Origin of the sequence: Roseofilum reptotaenium CS-1145 (assembly GCF_028330985.1) — a bacterium.
Classification (GTDB): domain Bacteria; phylum Cyanobacteriota; class Cyanobacteriia; order Cyanobacteriales; family Desertifilaceae; genus Roseofilum; species Roseofilum reptotaenium.
Genome location: NZ_JAQMUE010000088.1, coordinates 82734 through 100818, shown reverse-complemented (window position 1 = coordinate 100818; position 18085 = coordinate 82734). Strand labels below are relative to the sequence as shown.

16 protein-coding genes and 1 pseudogene are annotated in these 18085 nt (G+C 45.8%); 9 read left to right on the top strand and 8 right to left on the bottom strand.

Annotated elements, in window-relative coordinates:
* Nucleotides 1–213 precede the first annotated feature (213 nt).
* The 3 genes from PN466_RS19960 to cobS form a co-directional block, all read right to left on the bottom strand.
* Entirely contained in the window at nucleotides 214–903 is a 690-nt protein-coding gene (locus tag PN466_RS19960) for a hypothetical protein (RefSeq protein WP_271942935.1), read from the bottom strand.
* 27 nt (nucleotides 904–930) lie between these two features.
* Complete coding sequence (locus PN466_RS19955; RefSeq protein ID WP_271942933.1) at nucleotides 931–3588, bottom strand: DUF3769 domain-containing protein; 2658 nt, start codon at nucleotides 3586–3588, stop codon at nucleotides 931–933.
* Nucleotides 3589–3674: 86 nt separating this feature from the next.
* Nucleotides 3675–4433, bottom strand: coding sequence for an adenosylcobinamide-GDP ribazoletransferase (cobS, locus tag PN466_RS19950; RefSeq protein ID WP_271942930.1), 759 nt, complete (start codon nucleotides 4431–4433; stop codon nucleotides 3675–3677).
* Between the two features lie 320 nt (nucleotides 4434–4753).
* Between cobS and PN466_RS19945 the strand changes: the two genes are divergently transcribed.
* The 4 genes from PN466_RS19945 (at nucleotide 4754) to PN466_RS19930 (ending at nucleotide 8349) form a co-directional block, all read left to right on the top strand.
* Nucleotides 4754–5209 carry a hypothetical protein gene (locus tag PN466_RS19945; protein WP_271942929.1) on the top strand — a complete coding sequence of 152 codons (456 nt, stop codon included), beginning with the start codon at nucleotides 4754–4756 and terminating at the stop codon, nucleotides 5207–5209.
* A gap of 162 nt (nucleotides 5210–5371) precedes the next feature.
* On the top strand, nucleotides 5372–6751 hold the full coding sequence (mnmE, locus tag PN466_RS19940) for a tRNA uridine-5-carboxymethylaminomethyl(34) synthesis GTPase MnmE (protein ID WP_271942926.1): 1380 nt from the start codon (nucleotides 5372–5374) through the stop codon (nucleotides 6749–6751).
* Nucleotides 6752–7052: 301 nt separating this feature from the next.
* The gene (locus tag PN466_RS19935; RefSeq protein WP_271942924.1) at nucleotides 7053–7730 is read left to right on the top strand and encodes a choice-of-anchor K domain-containing protein; all 678 of its coding nucleotides are present in this window, start codon (nucleotides 7053–7055) and stop codon (nucleotides 7728–7730) included.
* A 280-nt stretch (nucleotides 7731–8010) separates the two neighbouring features.
* Entirely contained in the window at nucleotides 8011–8349 is a 339-nt protein-coding gene (locus PN466_RS19930) for a hypothetical protein (protein WP_271942921.1), read from the top strand.
* A 17-nt stretch (nucleotides 8350–8366) separates the two neighbouring features.
* Here the strand turns inward: PN466_RS19930 and PN466_RS19925 are convergent, their stop codons facing one another.
* A complete protein-coding gene (locus PN466_RS19925; RefSeq protein WP_271942918.1) occupies nucleotides 8367–9782 on the bottom strand; it encodes a 2-succinylbenzoate--CoA ligase in 1416 nt (471 codons plus the stop codon).
* Between the two features lie 6 nt (nucleotides 9783–9788).
* On the bottom strand, nucleotides 9789–10349 hold the full coding sequence (locus PN466_RS19920; RefSeq protein ID WP_271942915.1) for a 3'-5' exonuclease: 561 nt from the start codon (nucleotides 10347–10349) through the stop codon (nucleotides 9789–9791).
* Between the two features lie 309 nt (nucleotides 10350–10658).
* On the opposite strand from PN466_RS19920, the gene PN466_RS19915 reads away from it, so the two are divergent.
* From PN466_RS19915 to PN466_RS19905, 3 genes are all read left to right on the top strand, one after another.
* Nucleotides 10659–11348 carry an ATP-dependent Clp protease proteolytic subunit gene (locus PN466_RS19915; protein ID WP_271942912.1) on the top strand — a complete coding sequence of 230 codons (690 nt, stop codon included), beginning with the start codon at nucleotides 10659–10661 and terminating at the stop codon, nucleotides 11346–11348.
* A gap of 69 nt (nucleotides 11349–11417) precedes the next feature.
* Nucleotides 11418–12014, top strand: coding sequence for an ATP-dependent Clp protease proteolytic subunit (locus PN466_RS19910; RefSeq protein WP_271942907.1), 597 nt, complete (start codon nucleotides 11418–11420; stop codon nucleotides 12012–12014).
* A gap of 201 nt (nucleotides 12015–12215) precedes the next feature.
* The gene (locus PN466_RS19905) at nucleotides 12216–12836 is read left to right on the top strand and encodes a DnaJ domain-containing protein (protein ID WP_271942904.1); all 621 of its coding nucleotides are present in this window, start codon (nucleotides 12216–12218) and stop codon (nucleotides 12834–12836) included.
* 14 nt (nucleotides 12837–12850) lie between these two features.
* Here PN466_RS19905 and PN466_RS19900 read toward each other — a convergent pair whose 3' ends face one another.
* Entirely contained in the window at nucleotides 12851–13861 is a 1011-nt protein-coding gene (locus tag PN466_RS19900; protein WP_271943197.1) for a potassium channel family protein, read from the bottom strand.
* 187 nt (nucleotides 13862–14048) lie between these two features.
* On the opposite strand from PN466_RS19900, the pseudogene PN466_RS26495 reads away from it, so the two are divergent.
* Nucleotides 14049–14456, top strand: a pseudogene (locus PN466_RS26495) (HAD family hydrolase); the annotation flags it as partial.
* A gap of 20 nt (nucleotides 14457–14476) precedes the next feature.
* Here the strand turns inward: PN466_RS26495 and PN466_RS19890 are convergent.
* Nucleotides 14477–15628 carry an IS4 family transposase gene (locus PN466_RS19890; protein WP_271942898.1) on the bottom strand — a complete coding sequence of 384 codons (1152 nt, stop codon included), beginning with the start codon at nucleotides 15626–15628 and terminating at the stop codon, nucleotides 14477–14479.
* 109 nt (nucleotides 15629–15737) lie between these two features.
* On the opposite strand from PN466_RS19890, the gene PN466_RS19885 reads away from it, so the two are divergent.
* Entirely contained in the window at nucleotides 15738–16109 is a 372-nt protein-coding gene (locus PN466_RS19885; RefSeq protein ID WP_271942895.1) for an HAD family hydrolase, read from the top strand.
* Nucleotides 16110–16123: 14 nt separating this feature from the next.
* Here the strand turns inward: PN466_RS19885 and PN466_RS19880 are convergent, their stop codons facing one another.
* Nucleotides 16124–17923 (bottom strand): peptidoglycan D,D-transpeptidase FtsI family protein, encoded by a 1800-nt coding sequence (locus tag PN466_RS19880; RefSeq protein ID WP_271942892.1) that lies wholly within the window; start codon nucleotides 17921–17923, stop codon nucleotides 16124–16126.
* Between the last annotated feature and the right edge of the window lie 162 nt (nucleotides 17924–18085).

The window sequence follows — 18085 nt, the reverse complement described above, 5'->3', positions numbered from 1 at the left end:
GTGCTAGTGCTTCGGACTAGGGGATAGAGAATACAGCGATCGCTGTATCCCCTATAGAGAGAGACATTTACTGATATGACTGGATTTTTGAGTTTCTTTAGGAAAAACTGTCGTAATCCCCGATACTGCAAGAGTTCTAGAATTCAGTCCAGACAAGTGTTTTCCCAGTTTGACAGAAGAGGGGTATTCCCATAATAATTCCCTATTTCCTTATCAACTGGGAGAGTCCTGAGCAAAGGCTTGAAGTTTCAAATAAAACTCAGAAGTGGGTAAACGAGGCGCAAATCGATCAATGGGGAGTTGATCGGATCGCCCATTCACCCCATCAGAGTCTAACTCAAGGGCGATCGCTGGATCTTCAGACTCTGAATTCATGCTTTTTTCTTCTTCTTCAACATCAACTTCTTCAATAATTGAATCAGTCAATGTAGGTAAATTCTGTTCTAGTCCACTCTCATCAGAAACTCGATCGAGAAACCGCTCCTCTTGCTCTTCAACTTGGGGGAGTAACTCAGGAACAGAAGGGCGCATTTCCAGAGTGAGATTGAGATAGTCTAAAGGCAGTAACTCTTCTGGTAATTTACTGCAGACAATTTTCTCAAACTCATGATTAAAGTGACAGATGGGTTGTCCCCGTCTAGCCCAAAGATTCAAAATTTGCTCAATCGAAATTATTTTATATCTGCCTTGATACAAAGCTTCTACGATCGCCAACCGTAGCCAATCGCCCCTAAACCGATCGAGCCAATGCTGTATACAGTCTTCCACGCGATAGCGATCTAAATCAAAGCTATAGTAAATCAGCAAAGCCGGAACATAGGAGAGCGATCGCATTTCGGAGACACTTCGCCCAACCGATACGCTCTCCAGAAAAATAATCCATGGGTTTGCTGATGCGATCATGGGAGAATGGGGAATAGGGAATTAAAATTAAAAAGATTGAATCACGGTTGGAGTAGCTTGGCGAATATTCGGACTGGAAAAAGACTGACTCACTCCGCTCCAATTAAAATCACCTAAGCGAAATCCAAGAGCTGCTAAACCCAAATCTGGATTATAGCGAAAAGTCAAGCCATAGGTGCGACGACTATATTCAACCATATAATCGGTACTAATGGTGTTTCCTGTATCTAGATTAAACCCAGCACGGGCAGCGATGCGAATCGGACCATAAAGTTGTTGATTGAGTTCGAGTTGTAGAACCCGCACATCCGCTACTCGGTCAAACTGAAAGGGGGATTCTCCAGTGGGGATAAATTGGGAATAGAGTATACTAAATCCAGTGTAATCTAACCAGGAGCGGGAGAAATGGCCAAATTGCCCTTGAAATCCCATTAACCCCTGTAAATAAGATTGACTCTCGCCATTGCTATAAAATCCGGCTGTTCCGGTCAATCCAGCTAAAAATTGCACATAAGGAACGACGGGTTTAGGAGTATATTTGAGTCCCTCTGTGGGAGTAGGAGGTAAAGGTTCCCCCTTCCAAAGGGAAAAGGGGCGACGCACAGTGGCACTCATTTGAGTCCGATTTAAGGACACTCGATCATCACTTAAATCTGACGGATCTAATAAGTCTAGGCGATCAGTCGGTGCATAGATATTTTGGAAACTGGCTTGATAATTTACGGCAATTCCCGTATCGGCAATATAAAGAATGGGAGAAGCAAACACAACTCCCACACTGCGATCGACCGTTTGAAACCCTAGAGAGCCATTATAAAATCGGTTGCGATAGGTATATTCAGCACTCAAGGTATGATTGGCAATCCGGTGTTGTAATTGCACATTCGCTCTGGCTGTATCACCCGTATTATTGAATCCTGCTAAATTGACATTGGCTTGGAATGTGGTTTGAGGGGTTAATCTGGCATCCAAAGACGCTCTTAAACCGATCCAACTCCAGAAAGAATCGGTTTGCAGCTCTTCCTCGGATACACTGTCTGCATCTCGGTTATCACTTGAGAATCCTAAAGCGCGTTGAACCAAGAATTGGGGAGCTAAACGCAGGGAAAACCGGCGAGTTTCAATGACTTCAAAACTGCGTTCAATAAACAAGCCTCCACGATCGCGGTTATCAAACCCTAAAGTGGCGATCGCCGGATCGCGCTCTTCCCGACTAAGAATCAGGCGATCTCGCAACAGGGGAACCCCCACCCGCTGATCGAACACCAACCGGGGGCGAGTCATTAATACTTCATCCTCTAGGGGAGAAATGCGCGTTAATTGAGCGCGATCGGCTCGTACCTCTAACTCTGGGGGGGAAAAGGGATCGTTCGTAAACCGAATATTTGTAGCTTGCCAACCTTCGGGCGTAAAATCCAACTGTTCCGCCTCAAACCGCACCCGTCGGACCTGTCCCCCTTGTTGTACGCTGGTAGTCGCAGCGCTCCCTCCACCTCCAACGTTAATAATCACACCTCCAGCATCTGTGACATCCGTAGGGGGTTGATCGAGGAGAATTCTTTCTCCTGGAGGAAGAAGTTGGGAATCGGGATTATCGTCCGTAAAATCGAAATCCGTTCCAGCGGTGGGAATATAGACTACACCCCTGGCCTCTTGAATGGTTCCCGTCCCTTGTACAAAGTTATAGAGAAAGCGAGAGCCTAATAAAATTTGTTCGCCACTGACTAAAGATACATTGCCCACTGCCAGAGCCAAGCGGTTAATCAGGTTAACCTGTAGCTTATCCGATCGCAAAATCGCATCATCCAAGAGCATTTCCACATTGCCCTCAGCCGTGAAAATTTGCCGTTCATCATCAAATTCCTGGCGATCGGCGGTTAATTCAATTACCGCGTCTTGTCCTGGAGGAGCGATCGGAATCTCAACCTCTTCCGGTTCGGCTGATTCAATCGGGATGGACGTTTCTGAGCTAGACTCGGGTTCATCGGTCGATCGTGAGGGACGATCGTCATTCAGGGGTGAGATCTCGGAAGCAGGAAGAGCATCCAATGCAGGAGTTTGGGCGATCGCTTCCCGTTTTTCCGATAAGGCTTCTTCAATTGCCTCAGAAACTGGTGTAGTTTGCCATGGGGAGTGACGTTCAATCAGGGGTAATTCTGGCTCAACTGTTGGCTCCAGACTCAGATCGCTAACTCCATAAGCATCGGCAACCGGTGCAACCTTCTCCTCCCAACTTACCGATAACCGACCTCCTAACGCTGAAGCCTCCGTACTGGCAACTAAGCGTTCATCTTCTGGAGAAGAGAGTTCCGGAGGGGAAATGGGTGATAGCGTCTCTCCACCGACCCAACTCAACTGTTCGGGTTGAACCACAGCGCCTTCTGGAGCTGAAATGGGTTCAGGACTATATACAGTCTCTAAAGTACAGCATTGTTCGCTCTTGTCGAGTCCACTCGATCCCTCTTTCCTGTCGGCTTGGGGAACATTCCTCTTTTCAAGGAAGACTTGCTCCTGCTGCACCTCTTGTTTTAGGGGGGTTGGGGGAAGCAATACAGGACTTTCTACAATAGCCATTGGTGCAGGAGCAACCCAATCTATCCCTTCAGTTGGCTCGGTGGCACTGATGCTCTGATGAGGAATAGTATGAACAACTGGCGGCAATTCAGGGGGGACAGGATAGGGCATAGATTCGACGATTCACTCCAACACCTTGCCCAGTATAGCGCTACCGGCTGACGCGGGGACGCGGAGATATAGCACTGCGCGCTATATTACCCATTGCCTATCAAAATCGCCCAAACTAAACTCCATGCTTCTGTCCATTCCACGACTGCACCATAGGTATCTCCGGTATGTCCTCCGAGTTGATGATTGAACCACCATGCGCTTCCCCCGGCGATCGCCGCCCATCCTAATGTTAAGCTGAGAATCTCGATGCTCTGTTGGGGATTGAGCGCTGCTTGTACACCACTCAGAGCAATGAGCAGAATCAAGGACGGTAAAACATCTTTGTAGGATTGAATCGCTGCTTTATGAAAGGCTCCTTTTCCCGTCGGTTTGAGATAGGGATAGCGCCAAATTGCCCAAAGTTGTCCGGCTCTTCCCCATGCAGGAATGGCGATCGCCATCCACAGGTGTTGGGGGTCTAAGGAACTCATAGCCGCCGTTTTCAGTAATAGAATCAGGATGGCGGATATCGCTCCAAATGCCCCCGTCACACTATCGCTCATCACCTCTAAACGGCGATCGCGATCCATGACACTTAAACCATCAGCCGTATCCATCGCTCCATCTAAGTGTAATCCCCCAGTGATGGCAACCCAGAGGGCAATGATTACGGAACTGCGGGTAAAATTGGGCATTCCTACAGACCATAAACACCAATTCATCACCCCTAATATTGTCCCGATCAGCATTCCTACTAAAGTCGCAAACCTGGCTATTCCGGAAAACTCTAAGGGCCAAGAGCGAGGAATCGGTATACTCGTATAAAAAGCAATTGCTCCACCGATTCGCCAGATCCATATCATTGCCACTCCCCCCATGCTCTATGTTAATCTGCCAATAGACATCTACTCTGTTTTCTTGGTCGTTGATCTGCATTTTCCCTCTGTTCAGAGGTGAGTGTCATCAGAAACACGGCGACTAGATGACTGCCGTTTTACTTACGCGATCGATACTTCTAATTCGATCAAAAAATCCGTAGAATCTGGCAAGTATCGGCCAAAGAGTTAGGATAGAATTGTCTCATAGGCTACTTTAATAGGCCATTCTATCTTAGGGTGCAGTCTTGGGATGTCAAATCGTCAGTAGTCTTGTCGTCCTCTTTTGAAATTAGAGAGTTTTTCCCATGAGTTACGATCAATTACCTGGCAATACACGGTTACCTGCTCCTTGTATTCTCAACAGAGGGATCGTTGTGAATCCACAGGATATTCAGAAAGTGATTGGGGATCTCCATCGTGTCCGTTATGTTGAACTATTCGATCAACAAACCCAAGCTACTGGGGAAGCGTATATCCAAGAAGTGTTTACCGATCCACTGCGATCGACTATCCTGGCGAATCATACCTTATATCTAAATATTGAAAGCTTTGATTATTTAGAATTGAAACAATCTGACGACCAAGAAACCTATTTTGATTTAGTTCAAGAGAATCGTATCCTGCGGTTAATTCCTCTCTCTAATCCACTGCAAAACCAACCGGTTAGTTCTTTAAACACGGCTGCTCTAGAAGTGATGATGGCAGAAGTTTTAGCGGCTAATTTAGATGTACAAATGGACGATGACGAACCCTTAGCCTAAGATGTGGAAATGGGTTGAAGTTACAAAGATTTAAATGGTGACTGGAGATTCTACATACGTGTTCGGTTCTGGCAGCGTAAATTCAATGCCACATTCTATTCGTTTTTTGGTAACTTTATAATTGGCGAGTTCAAGTAAGCGTTTTCTCAAGGGAATCTAAAGATGAATCATCCCCCAGAAAGAGAGACGATCGCCGCGATCGCCACTGCTATTGTGCCACAAACAGGTAGTGTGGGAATTGTTCGACTATCGGGAAGCCAAGCATTAGAGATGGCTCAATTGCTCTTTGATGCTCCTGGAAATCAGCCTTGGAAGAGCCATCGTATCCTTTATGGTTATATCTGCGATCCGCAAACGGGTTCAACGGTGGATGAAGCCTTATTGATGATTATGAAAGCACCCCGTTCCTACACCCGCGAAGATGTGGTGGAATTTCACTGTCATGGGGGCATCATGGTGGTGCAACAGGTGCTGACACTTTGCTTAGAGCAAGGCGCTCGACTGGCGCAACCGGGCGAATTCACCCTGAGAGCATTTCTCAATGGACGTATTGATTTAACTCAAGCGGAAAGTATCTCAGATTTGGTGGGGGCGCGATCGCCCCAAGCCGCGGAATTAGCCTTAGCCGGAATTCAAGGAAAGTTGGCTTCTCCCATTCGTCAGCTACGCAAAACTTGTGTAGATCTGTTAGCAGAAATTGAAGCAAGGATTGATTTTGAAGACGATCTCCCCCCTTTGGATGAATCATACATCATCCGTGCAATCAACCAAGTATTAGACCAATTAACGGATATTTTAGCCACGGCTAATCAGGGTGAACTGCTGCGCAGTGGATTAAAGGTGACGATTGTCGGTCGCCCCAATGTGGGAAAATCGAGTTTACTCAATGCTTGGAGTCAGAGCGATCGCGCCATCGTTACCGATCTACCGGGAACCACCCGTGATATTGTGGAAACCCAGTTAGTGGTGCGGGGAATTCCCATCCAAGTTTTAGATACCGCAGGCATTCGGGAAACTGGCGATCGCGTGGAAAAAATCGGTGTCGAGCGATCGCGCCAAGCTACGCAAAAAGCCGATCTGATTCTGTTTACCCTCGACGCTGCTGCTGGATGGACGGCAGAAGATCGAGCCATTTACGAGCAACTGCCCCCCGAAAAAACAATCCTCATCCTCAATAAAATCGATTTAGTTGGCGATCTACCCCCTGGTTTGCCTGTGGATATTGTGGCGATCGTCAAAACCGCAGCCGCCCATAAACAAGGCATTGAAGATCTAGAAGAAGCCATTATTACTGCTGTTAATGGAGGCAACTTGCAAGCGGCTAATCTCGATATTGCTATTAACCAGCGCCAAACCTCCGCCCTTACCCGCGCTAAAGTCTCCCTAGAACAAGTTGAAGCCACCATTGCCGAACAGCTCCCCCTCGATTTCTGGACTATTGACTTACGAGGAGCGATTCAAGCCTTGGGTGAAGTCACGGGAGAAGAAGTGACTGAATCTGTACTCGATCAAATCTTTAGTCGGTTTTGTATTGGTAAATAACGCCTCACTTTACAAAATCTTCATAAATCCCTGTATTCTTACAGAGATTTCAAACCCTTGAAACCTTGTATTCATCAGTGCGATTAACGATTTTACCGCAATTTTACGGTTTCTAGAAATTTAAAGATTCAGTAAAGACACTCAAAAAGGATTGACATTTTAAAGTTTGGACAAGCATGATGGCTTTGTAGGGAGTCCAAGTGAATCGATTAACTAAAAAATACATTAAATAGCCCAAAATTTACTGATAGTGAGTTCATCTTTAGATCTTTATTTTTCTACAACTAGCGAGGGATTTATCATGCATCAAGCCACTGCCAAATTATCAGCGATCGCCCTAACTGCAACCCTGGGATTTTTAGCAACTCCGGCTGAGGCTTATACTCTAGCTGGATCGTCAGCCGATTGGTCAAATCCTGAGAGCAGTCGTTTTTCTGATATTGACCAGGGAACGTATGGCGGTTATGAAGCTATTCTGTGGGGAGGACTATTTGATAAACCCCACGAAAAAAGTGGGCTAGGCTACAAGGGAAAAACTGATGTTGACTTCGAGCTTGGAGAAGCCTTTAAAGTGGGTCATATTCTGCATCAGAATGAACAGACTCCTTTCTTGACAAAGTTTAAAGGGGTAGATCTAAGCCTTACTTTAGATTTTGCCTTGCCTGACTTTGAAGAAACTCTAAATTTTGATTTAACTGTTGACGAAACCTTTAATCTTTTTTGGAACCGACCTGACAAAGTAAAAATAGACCCAGCTTCTATCTCTGCCATGGTAGAAGCTGATGGGATGAAATATCAATTAGATCTTTGGTTTGGAAACGTAGAAAACGTTAACGGAACCCTAATTACCAAAGAGGGGAAATCCAAAAAACGTGGAGTGTGGGCGAAAGTTCAAAAGGTTCCTGAACCCGCTACAGTGCTTGGGCTTTTGAGTGTGGGACTTATCGGGATGAGCTTAAAGCGCAAGCAAGAATGCTAGTGAATCAAAACACCTACGCACTTCACAATCTTTAACATCTAAGCTCCTCTCTACTGCTAGCAGTAGAGAGGAGTATTTCATTTTACTTATAGCGCTTGGTGATAGGGAATAGGAAATCGGCTTTTGGTACATCGCCTTGAGGATTCAATCGTGTGTTTTTCCCGATCTCGAAGTAACGTTCATTTCGATTCATTGCTAAAATATTAATAAATTGTTAAGATATTCAGATAAATACCCCTGGTCAAGTTGCCACAGGGGATTGCTAGAAGAGAATTGCGCTATGACAATTGAACAATCGTTTTACCAGCAACTCCGCCAGCGAGGATACTGGGATCAGACGGAGAGATTGTCCTCTCATGATTCACAGAGTACCTTGGCTTTAGCTTGGTCGAATCCCAATTTGACCAGAGATCCTGGCACGATGTACAAACTGGTTTGGCTCTTATCTTCCACCAGAAGACGGAAACGGCTCAGTGCCATTGATTTGCGGATTTTAGACCGCACAGCTACTGATTTAGCAACTCAAGGTCAACTGCTACCTGCCACGAAATCTTATGTTAAGTATTTGTGGCAGCAAGTCTATACCCAAGAGTATGCTCAAGCGCCTGTCCATGAATAATCAATAGTTAACAATGATTAATGGTTGATTCGTGCGATTAGCTTGCGCAAGGTAGCTTGATTAAGCTTGCCTTGGGGAGATCGGGGAAGTTTCTCAACTGCAACCCAAGTCTTGGGTTGCTTATAACGGCTGAGATGGGGTGCGATCGCCTCCTTTACCGTGTCTGAAGTTACATATTCATTCTGGGGCACATATACCGCCGTGACCCGTTCCCCCCAGTCTGCATCAGGAAGACCCATGACTGCTACATCTTGAACTAATTGTGTTGCCCGGATTGCCGCTTCCACTTCCTGGGGAAAAACTTTCTCTCCCCCAGTCATGATCGTCTGGCTGTGACGACCGAGAATATACAGGTATTTTTCGTTATCAAAATAACCCATATCATCCGTTAAGAAGGAGCGATCGCCGGGAAAGAGATGGGGGAAATAGCCTAAAGCCAGGGATGGGGAGGCGATCGCCACTCGTCCCGGTTGCAGCGTGGGTAAAGAGTTCCCCTCATCATCTTGGATAGTAATTTGAGCATGGGGTAGGGGTTGACCGCAACTAATATTACCCGCAAAAAAGCGATCAGGTTTCAGGGTTGCCACTTGGGAAGCCGTTTCCGTCATGCCATAGGTGAGTGCCACAGGTATTTTAGCCTGTTTAGCCTGTTGCAATAATTCTGGCCAAGCCGGCGCTCCTCCCAACAGAACCGCCCGAAATTGAGATAAGCAAGAGCAAGAATTGGATAACAAGCGCTTAAGTTGGGTAGGAACCAGAGAAATAAAGTAATTTTGCGGATTAAAAGGAAGGAAATCCGTCAGAGAAAGATACGGCACAAGGGCTAGAGTGCCTCCTGTGAGAAAGGTTCGCATCACTTGCATCAGTCCACTGACATGGTAGAGGGGAAGCGTGCAACAGCAGTCAATAGCATCAGAGGGCACAAATTCCTCTGTTCTCAAACGGATCAACATCTCGTTTTTTAAGGGTGATTGAGGGGAATGAATATATTCTGAACCGTTAAAATAGCGGGTAAACCCTTCAACAGAAGCGCTGAGGGTTCCCCAGGTATGCATTGCAAAGCGAATCTTTCCCGACGATCCTCCTGTCGCAATCATCACAGTACCAGAAAAGGGCGGAGGTGGCGGCGCTTCTATTGGGGAACAGGGAACCGTTCCCCAAACCAGTTGGGGTTGAACCTGTTCCCACACTTGTTGCCATTCTGAAGCTTGCCACTGGGGGTTACCGAGAAACACTGGGGTTTGGGCGGCAATAGCAGCGAAAAACCCTGCGAGGAAAGGAACAGGTTCAGATTCATTGAGCAGCAGTCTGGGAGGAGTGGCATATTGGCCCAAATGCTGATATTTTTCCCAGAATAGGGGATAAAGGCGATCGCTCTGGGGACAAACCAGGTGAAAGGATTGGACTAAATCAGCGATCGCCGTCTTAACCATGACTGATTACCCATTACCATTCCTATAGGCTGCCATTAAATGGGCCAGAATATGGGCAATATTCCACGCATCATCAATCCCTCGATGGTGGGTTCCGATCAGAGGAAGATTCAGCAAGTCTAAGGCTTGCGCCATCCCCACTTCTTTCGGTAAACCGTGGAGAACCGTCAAGAGAGTTTTAATATTAATATGTCGAGTGCTAAAGGGATAGGGCACTTCCAGCATTTCACATTGCTTCTCAAACTGAGTGCGATCGTAGTTACCATAACTTGCCCAAACTCGCTTATGGGTGTGATACTCACTTTGCAGGCGATCGCACGCTTCCCGAAAGCTCACTCCCGTATCCACTTGCTCTTGAGTTAATGTAGTCAGTTGAGTACAAAACTCACTCACCTTAGAAAGTGTCGGTTTAACTAAAATACTATCCTTTTCTAAAGGCTTACCCAAGGTTAAATCAACCGTAGCAATACCCACTTCAATGATTTCATGGTGTTCGCCAGGTGGCGATCGTTTACGCCAGCAGGTGGCTTCAATATCAATAACAACAATACGATCGAGTTTAGGCATAATCTAGGATCTAATCTTTTGACAATAGGACTTACGCAGAGCATGGAAATCTAATCCTCAATGTAGGGGTGATTCATTAATCATCCCTACAGATATAGCCCGAATGCGTAAGTACTGTACAAACTGGTTTCTAGTTTCCCATCCTATACCTCTTTTGTTTACTCTCCCCATCCCCCCATCTGGAGTGTCCGGAGTGTCTCCCCATCTCCCCATCCCCCTGTCCCCCCATCCCCTAACCCAGCGCGTAACGCCCGATCGCGCTAGGATAAGAAATATTAACAAATAGCCATTCAATAGCAATCCTAGTCTATGGATACACCGATTAAGGCCGTACAATCTCCCTACTATGGAGATGCCTATTATCGAACGCCCCCCCCAGATCTAGCCTCCTTACTCCTCAAGGAGCGCATCGTTTATTTGGGGATGCCCCTATTTTCCGACGATCAAGTCAAACAACAAGTTGGGATCGATGTCACCGAACTGATTATCGCCCAACTGTTGTATCTACAGTTTGACAGTCCCGAAAAACCGATCTACTTCTACATCAACTCCACTGGAACCTCCTGGTATGGAGGAGAAGCCGTTGGTTTTGAAACTGAAGCCTTCGCCATCTGCGATACCCTCAGTTATATTAAACCTCCCGTGCATACCATTTGCATTGGTCAAGCCATGGGAACTGCATCCATGATCCTCTCGGCTGGGACTAAAGGCTGTCGTGCTAGTCTGGGCCATGCTACCATCGTCCTCAATCAACCGCGCACAGGTACACAAGGGCAAGCCACGGATATTCAAATTCGGGCGAAGGAAGTGATCGACAATAAACAGACGATGCTCTCGATCTTGTCCCAAAATACGGGCCAAACTGTAGAGAAAATTGCCAAAGATACCGATCGCATGTTCTACCTGACTCCTGAAGAAGCCCAAGAATATGGATTGATTGATAAAGTATTAACCAGTAGCAAGGATCTTCCCCAACCCATGCCTGCCATGAGTTCTTAACCCTTGGGCAATTGAACGTTTATTGACGTTTATCCTTTTGTTTTGTTGTTCATTTTTTGGTATTTTCTTATGCCTATCGGTGTTCCTAGTGTTCCCTATCGTCTCCCTGGAAGTCCTTATGAGCGGTGGATTAATATTTACGATCGCCTCTATCAAGAGCGGATCATCTTTCTCGGCCGTGAAGTTACGGATAGTTTAGCCAACCAACTGGTAGCGGTAATGCTCTATTTAGACTCCGATGACCAGAATAAGCCCATTTACTTGTACATTAATTCTCCTGGTGGTTCGGTGACCGCAGGCATGGCCATTTACGATACCATGCAGCACATTAAATCAGAAGTGATCACCATCTGTGTAGGGTTAGCCGCTTCCATGGGAGCCTTCTTATTGGCGGCGGGGAGTCCAGGTAAACGGTTGGCACTGCCCCATTCTCGGATCATGATTCACCAACCCCTCGGCGGTGTAGGGAGACGACAAGCGACGGATATTCAAATTGAAGCTCAACAAATTCTCCGCACTCGCTCGCAGTTGAATGAGCTAATGGCGAAACACACCAAACAACCCCTAGAGAAAATTGAAAAGGATACCGATCGCGATTATTTCATGTCTTCTGAAGAGGCCAAAGAGTATGGTCTCATCGATAAGGTGATCGTAGACCGGGTTTAGTTGAGCGGTGGATAACAGAGTAGACTTCTTGCGGACGTTAGGCAATCGGCAATAGTCAATCAGAATATAGGATTACTGCATGACTATTCCTTTTCTGCCCACTGATGCAAGAGGTCTATTCAAAAATACTATATATGCTGTATAGTCTGTTATCCTCTAAGTTAAGGGGATGAGGAGTGTTTTTATTTTCACTGTTTGTGGATGGATATTGCCTATTATTACCGAGTGTTGAGCTTAAAACCAGGGGCCTCGTTTGCGGAGGTTAAGGCTTCCTATCGGCGTTTGGCGCGAGGATGTCATCCTGATGTTAATCCGGGAGATAGACAAGCCAAGGAAAAGTTTATTCAACTCACGCAAGCCTATGAAATTCTCTTAAAAGAAATTTCTGAGGTAGCCAATACAGAAATAGGATTTGAAGCGTTTTCTCACTCTTCCCCTGAACCCACCGTAACGCCTACTCCCTCCCCTGCGCCTGGTCCCCGCAAGGTGAAAATTCCTCCCTTAAACCCCCAGGATAAACGGCTAAAGCAAAGTGCCTATGAGCAATTACGAGAGTTTTTAAAAACGAAGCGCTTTCCCCGGGCGATCGCCTTAGTGGAAGCTCTACGCGATCGCCTCCCCATCGATCCAGAAGTCCGTCAATGGCAGGCGATTACTTATCAATCCTACGGTCAACATTTACTGAAACAAAATCAACTCGAAAAGGCGCAACTCTATCTGCAAAGAGCCAGACGCACGGACCCCCACAACCGCCGTTTGTGCCTAGAAGTTGAACAAAACCTCAACCAGTTGGGAATCCAATCTGCCCATCAACAAGTGTAATCACGAATGATGAATTAACCGTGAGGATTTAGGGGAGAGAGCAGTTGTTTTAAGCGCCGAATTTGTTCGGAGGTTCCCATACAAATGAGTAAGTCTTGGGGGAGTAGCAAAGTTTCTCCTGTTGGCGCTCCGATGACGGTTCCATCTTGGCGACGGATGGCGAGGACAAGAACGCCAGAGCGCGATCGCAGTTGCATTTGTTGAAGCGATTGGCCAATATAGGGACAGCGATCGCTATCAATCCCGAATTCTTCAATCAATAAGGAGCGATTTTTACCCGTGATCATACCATCAACGAAATGCATCACTTGAGGTCGTAAGGCAGCAGTCGCCATTTTGCGTCCAGCCGTCGTATAAGGAGAAACAACGGCATCCGCTCCTCCTCGGTAGAGTTTCAGTGCTGCTTCATCGGTACTAACGCGGGCGATCGTCCTGATTTGGCTATTGAGACTTTTGGCTGATAAAACTGTGTAGAGATTCTGTGCATCAGAAGGTAGAGCAGCAACCAAACAACAGGCTTGATTAATGCCTGCTCTATGCAACGTATCATCTAGGGTGGCATCTCCTTGGAGGATAAGATACCCTAAACTTTGAGCCGCTTCTAGAGCTTCTGGTGAAGAGTCAACAATGACAAAGGGAACGCCTTCTTCATGGAATTCTAGGGCAATCTGTTGCCCAGTACGACCAAAACCGCAAATAATATAATGGTTGATTAAGTTTTTCAGCACTTTCTGTTTTTGTCGCAAACGTATTCCATCTTGAAAATAGCCTTGCAGGAAGGCTTCTGTAAATCGATTGACAATATACCCAATGCTAATCACTCCAAAAAAAATCAGGGCGATGGTAAAGATTCTCCCTCGTGATTCCATTGGCTCTACTTCGCCATAACCCACCGTTGTTAGGGTAATAATGGTCATATAAAAGGCATCAGGAAAAGACCATTTTTCTAGAACCATATAGCCGATGGTTCCCCACATGCAAACGAACCCTAGGGCAAGAACACCGACTATAAGTTCTCGTTGCATTCGTTGATACTGTTGTTCGATGGAAGACACGTTTTATGGGTAATGGGTAATGGGTAATAGGTAATGGGTTATGCCCCCACTTTCCTATATGCCGCCGATCTTTACAGTCCAATAATATCTTACACTTGTGGTGTAAAATTAATCGGAAACTTAAGGTTTGTATAAAGTGGGGAAAGTTATGGCTAAAATGGGGCAACTGAAAGCGATTATTTTTGATGTGGATGGAACCCTGGCAGAAACAGAACGGGATGGTCATCGTGTGGCATTTAATCAGGTTTTTTCTAATGCAGGGTTACCGTGGCAATGATCTGCTGAGTTTTATGGGCCACTTTTAGAAGTGTCGGGAGGAAAAGAGCGCCTGGTTTCTTATGTTCGCCGGTATCATTCCCAGTTTGAGCCTCCAGTGGAGTTGGAAGTATGGGCTGCCCAATTACATCGCCAGAAAACGAAGTATTATCGACAGTTTCTTTCCAAAGGTTCGATTCCCTTACGACCGGGTGTTCAACGGTTAATTGAAGAGGCTATAAGCAAAGATATACGCTTGGCGATCGCCACAACTAGCGCCCTACCGAATGCTATGGCTTTATTGGAGAAGCTGAAGGGGCGACAAACAAGCTAGAAGACAGACTGCAAAAGGGAAATAGCCCTTAAACCTTTCTGATAATGGTGGCGAGATTGAGGTGAAAAGGACATCATCAATTCAACCTCATCGGCAAAATCAGCAAGAGAATCGAGCCAAACTCCTCCCTGTAATCCGAGATAAAAATGGCTATGCTGACGATACTTTTGTTTCCGCTCAGTGGGACGAGCAACATATTTAGCAATGCCTTTATTGAGTAAAGCTGAACCGGAAAACAGGGAGTAACAATAAGCTAGAGTCATCAACAAAATCAGAGCTGATAAACGTTGACCTCTCACTTGAGTCCCTTCTAGATTATAGCCACCTGATTTGAAATCACGGAACATTTCTTCAATACCCATACGCCGAGCATAAGCCGATAAACTCGACTCAATATCAGGTAAATTCGTCAGCACAAACCAGGCTTCATCTACGGAGATCCCCCCATAAGTTCTTTTCCATTTTGCCGCAATATTGACGGGAGCAAATCCCTTGCTTTTGGTTACTTTTACTCCTCGATAATAAGCCGATATTCCCGGTCTAATGCCTAGGGTTTGAAGTGGTTGCCATATTTTCTCTTCTTGTTGAACACAAGTATTCTTCTTTAACCGTAAGCTAAAATAGGTGTTCGGCTGACTCTCTAACCATTTGGCTAAATCTACACTACAGAATTCCCGGTCTCCTATCACCCCTTTCTGATAATCTTTCAATAACTCTAAAACTCGGCTTAATAAGACCGTTTGCTCATCAGCACTTGTGTTTCCTAATTTTCCCAATAGAGTGAAATCAATAGGAATGGCTCGCTTCTGATAAATTAAGCTTATCATAAAGAGATTGACATTACCCCATTGACTGCGGTCAACGGCAATATAGAGAACTTCATCCGGATCAAATGTTTGCTCTAGCCATGCTTTAAAAATGGGAAACCAGAGTTTAGCTACATCCCATTGAGGTCGAGATAAAAATCTCTGTAATTTTTTGATTCGACTTCTCTGGTGAATTGGACTGGGAAAATTTTCGGCTAACTTCTCTAACCTAACCCAACGATGTTTTTGCAGAAGCATGAGCAGGATGGAAAGCATCAGATATTCCAGAGGAGAAAAATATTGTTGGAGATAGTTCTGGTATAATGAAGGTAACTTTTTCATTATTTTCAATAGGCTATGTTTATTGACAATGCCTAGCCGATCTTTTTTTCTCTCTTTCGTCTACTCTCCTCACAGGCTATGCTTTTCAGCCTCCTTGTCGCCCCCTCAGTTGGAGAAGTTTTTTCACCCGACTACGTTTGAATTGATTGCAGCCGGTGATATTGTCCCCCGAAAAAAACCTGCGCCTGATATTTATCATTATGTTCTAGAGCAAATGAATTTATCGCCTAGAGAGTGTTTGGTGATTGAGGATTCCCAAGCGGGGGTGCAAGCAGCGGCTGAAGTCGGTTTACCTACGTTAGTAACCCAAAATGAATATACTCAAAATCATGACTTTCCTGGGGAGATCGCCGTTTTAAGCGATTTCGGCGAACCGGATGCTCCGTTTACCGTCATTCGCGGCGATCTGGGAATTTATACGTATACGACCCTAGCAACTTTAAACTTTCTCCATCAGCAGGTCCTATCCATTAAACCTTAAAAGCAATATACCCATTATTCATTAGGTTGATGAGTGGACGGAGGAATCTTCTCCATTGGAATGAGGGCTTCCATTACAGATTTTACAATCGGAGCCGATACCGTACCCCCAAAAGCTCCTGCACCTTTCGGTTCATCAACCACTGCAACGACCACATAGGGGCCATCCGGCAAAATACCAACAAAACTGGTTATTTTTGCGGATTCATAATACCCACCACCCGCATAAGCCTTCTGAGCCGTTCCAGTTTTACCTGCCACTCTATAATTGGGGATATGGGCCGCCTTTCCACTCCCCCCATCCACCACGGCTTCCATCATAGCTAAAACGGCTTCAGTTGTTTCTTGAGAAAACACTCGGCGGGGAGGTTCAATACTTGGAGTATAGTGCAATTGTCCTTGTACATCCCTAAGTCCCTTAACCACATGAGGAGTGACTAAAAATCCCCCATTGGCTAAAGTGGCATGGAGTTGGGCAAGTTTCAGGGGAGTTAAGGATAATCCTTGACCAAAGGAGACAACAGCCGGCTCAACAGCTATATTGACAAAATGTTCTTTCGGTTTGAGGTAACTCGCGGTTTCTCCTGGTAAATCAATTCCCATAAGACTTGAAAGTCCCAGGTTTTCCAGCCAGTCATAAAAAACTTCTGGCTTCATCTGCTGGACAACTCTAACCATCGCGACATTACTGGAATATTTGATAATATCGGTTAGACTTGATACTCCTCTACCTCCATTCGCATCAAAGTCATAATTCTGAATCGGCCATTCACCGATATAAATCTGTCCTGGATCGTAAAACTGATCGTCAGGTTCAATCGCATCTGCTTCTAAGGCGATCGCCACATTAATCGGCTTAAACGTCGATCCTGGCTCATATAAATCAGTAATTGCCCAGTTTTTTAATAACCCTAAATCGGCTTTCCAATAGGTATTGGCATCAAACGACGGATATTGCACCAACGACAAGATCGACCCATCCGATGCATCCATCACAATCACCGTACCCCGCTTGGCCTGATATTGTTTCATCTGCTCAGAAAGGGCTAACCGAGAAACCCGTTGCAGCCGAGTATCCAGGGTTAATTGCAATTGCAGGGCATCCATATTCAACAAGGGAGTCAATCCTTGATTGGGTAAAATATCGCCTTCTCCCGTGCGCGTCACTTCGACCCACTCACTAGAGCGCTCTAGAATATTTTCATAGGCAGCTTCGATTCCAGATTGTCCCACCCGCTCCATATTCACATATCCCACCACTTCCGATACCAGATCTTCTTGGGGATAAATCCGCTCTTGATAGGCATTTAACTCTAAGCCATCAATAGATAGCGTTTGAATCCGACGAGCGGCATCTTCCGGCACACTATACTGAATTTGAATCCCTGTCGGCCCTTCAGAAAAGCGTTGTATGAGTTGATTGGCCGGTATACCTAAGATACTAGAGAGGGCGCTAGCAATCTCTGGCATAGGTCGCTTAAACAGGATGGGATGGGCGTACAAGGTAAACCGGGGTTGATCGACTGCCAAAAAATGTCCTTGGCGATCGACAATAGATCGACGGGAAGTCGCCTTCTGTTCTTGACTGCGTTGTTGCTGTTGTGCCTTTTCGCGCAACTCGGCACTCTGAATGACCTGTAAGCTTAATAATTTTAGGCTTAATCCCAATAAACCAGCAATCAGCACCCCCCAGACCACAACCGATCGCATCTGAGGGACAGCAGCCATTTTTCTGCCTGGCTTTCTAGGGAAAGAACCCGTGGCGATCGCTTTCCGTTGGCTTATATGTTTGCTCGGCCGAGAAGTTGAGGCCATAATTGCTCAAATAAACTAATTAATCCCTGAAAAACAAGTGGCTTAGAGCCACTTGTTAAGTATAACTTCATAGACCAATGGTATAGCAGAGAAAGAGTGGGTTAGGACTCCGGTTCAATACGGAAACCTAGCTACCATAACCTATTCCCTATTCCCCATTCC

Excerpts from the sequence above, each read along its gene's own strand:
- PN466_RS19900 (WP_271943197.1), bottom strand. The coding sequence starts at position 13,861 with ATGCAACGAGAACTTATAGTCGGTGTTCTTGCCCTAGGGTTCGTTTGC.
- PN466_RS19960 (WP_271942935.1), bottom strand. The coding sequence starts at position 903 with ATGATCGCATCAGCAAACCCATGGATTATTTTTCTGGAGAGCGTATCG.
- PN466_RS19945 (WP_271942929.1), top strand. The coding sequence starts at position 4,754 with ATGAGTTACGATCAATTACCTGGCAATACACGGTTACCTGCTCCTTGT.
- PN466_RS19910 (WP_271942907.1), top strand. The coding sequence starts at position 11,418 with ATGCCTATCGGTGTTCCTAGTGTTCCCTATCGTCTCCCTGGAAGTCCT.
- mnmE (WP_271942926.1), top strand. The coding sequence starts at position 5,372 with ATGAATCATCCCCCAGAAAGAGAGACGATCGCCGCGATCGCCACTGCT.
- PN466_RS19935 (WP_271942924.1), top strand. The coding sequence starts at position 7,053 with ATGCATCAAGCCACTGCCAAATTATCAGCGATCGCCCTAACTGCAACC.
- PN466_RS19925 (WP_271942918.1), bottom strand. The coding sequence starts at position 9,782 with ATGGTTAAGACGGCGATCGCTGATTTAGTCCAATCCTTTCACCTGGTT.
- PN466_RS19915 (WP_271942912.1), top strand. The coding sequence starts at position 10,659 with ATGGATACACCGATTAAGGCCGTACAATCTCCCTACTATGGAGATGCC.
- PN466_RS19930 (WP_271942921.1), top strand. The coding sequence starts at position 8,011 with ATGACAATTGAACAATCGTTTTACCAGCAACTCCGCCAGCGAGGATAC.
- PN466_RS19955 (WP_271942933.1), bottom strand. The coding sequence starts at position 3,588 with ATGCCCTATCCTGTCCCCCCTGAATTGCCGCCAGTTGTTCATACTATT.
- cobS (WP_271942930.1), bottom strand. The coding sequence starts at position 4,433 with ATGATATGGATCTGGCGAATCGGTGGAGCAATTGCTTTTTATACGAGT.
- PN466_RS19920 (WP_271942915.1), bottom strand. The coding sequence starts at position 10,349 with ATGCCTAAACTCGATCGTATTGTTGTTATTGATATTGAAGCCACCTGC.
- PN466_RS19880 (WP_271942892.1), bottom strand. The coding sequence starts at position 17,923 with ATGGCCTCAACTTCTCGGCCGAGCAAACATATAAGCCAACGGAAAGCG.
- PN466_RS19890 (WP_271942898.1), bottom strand. The coding sequence starts at position 15,628 with ATGAAAAAGTTACCTTCATTATACCAGAACTATCTCCAACAATATTTT.
- PN466_RS19905 (WP_271942904.1), top strand. The coding sequence starts at position 12,216 with ATGGATATTGCCTATTATTACCGAGTGTTGAGCTTAAAACCAGGGGCC.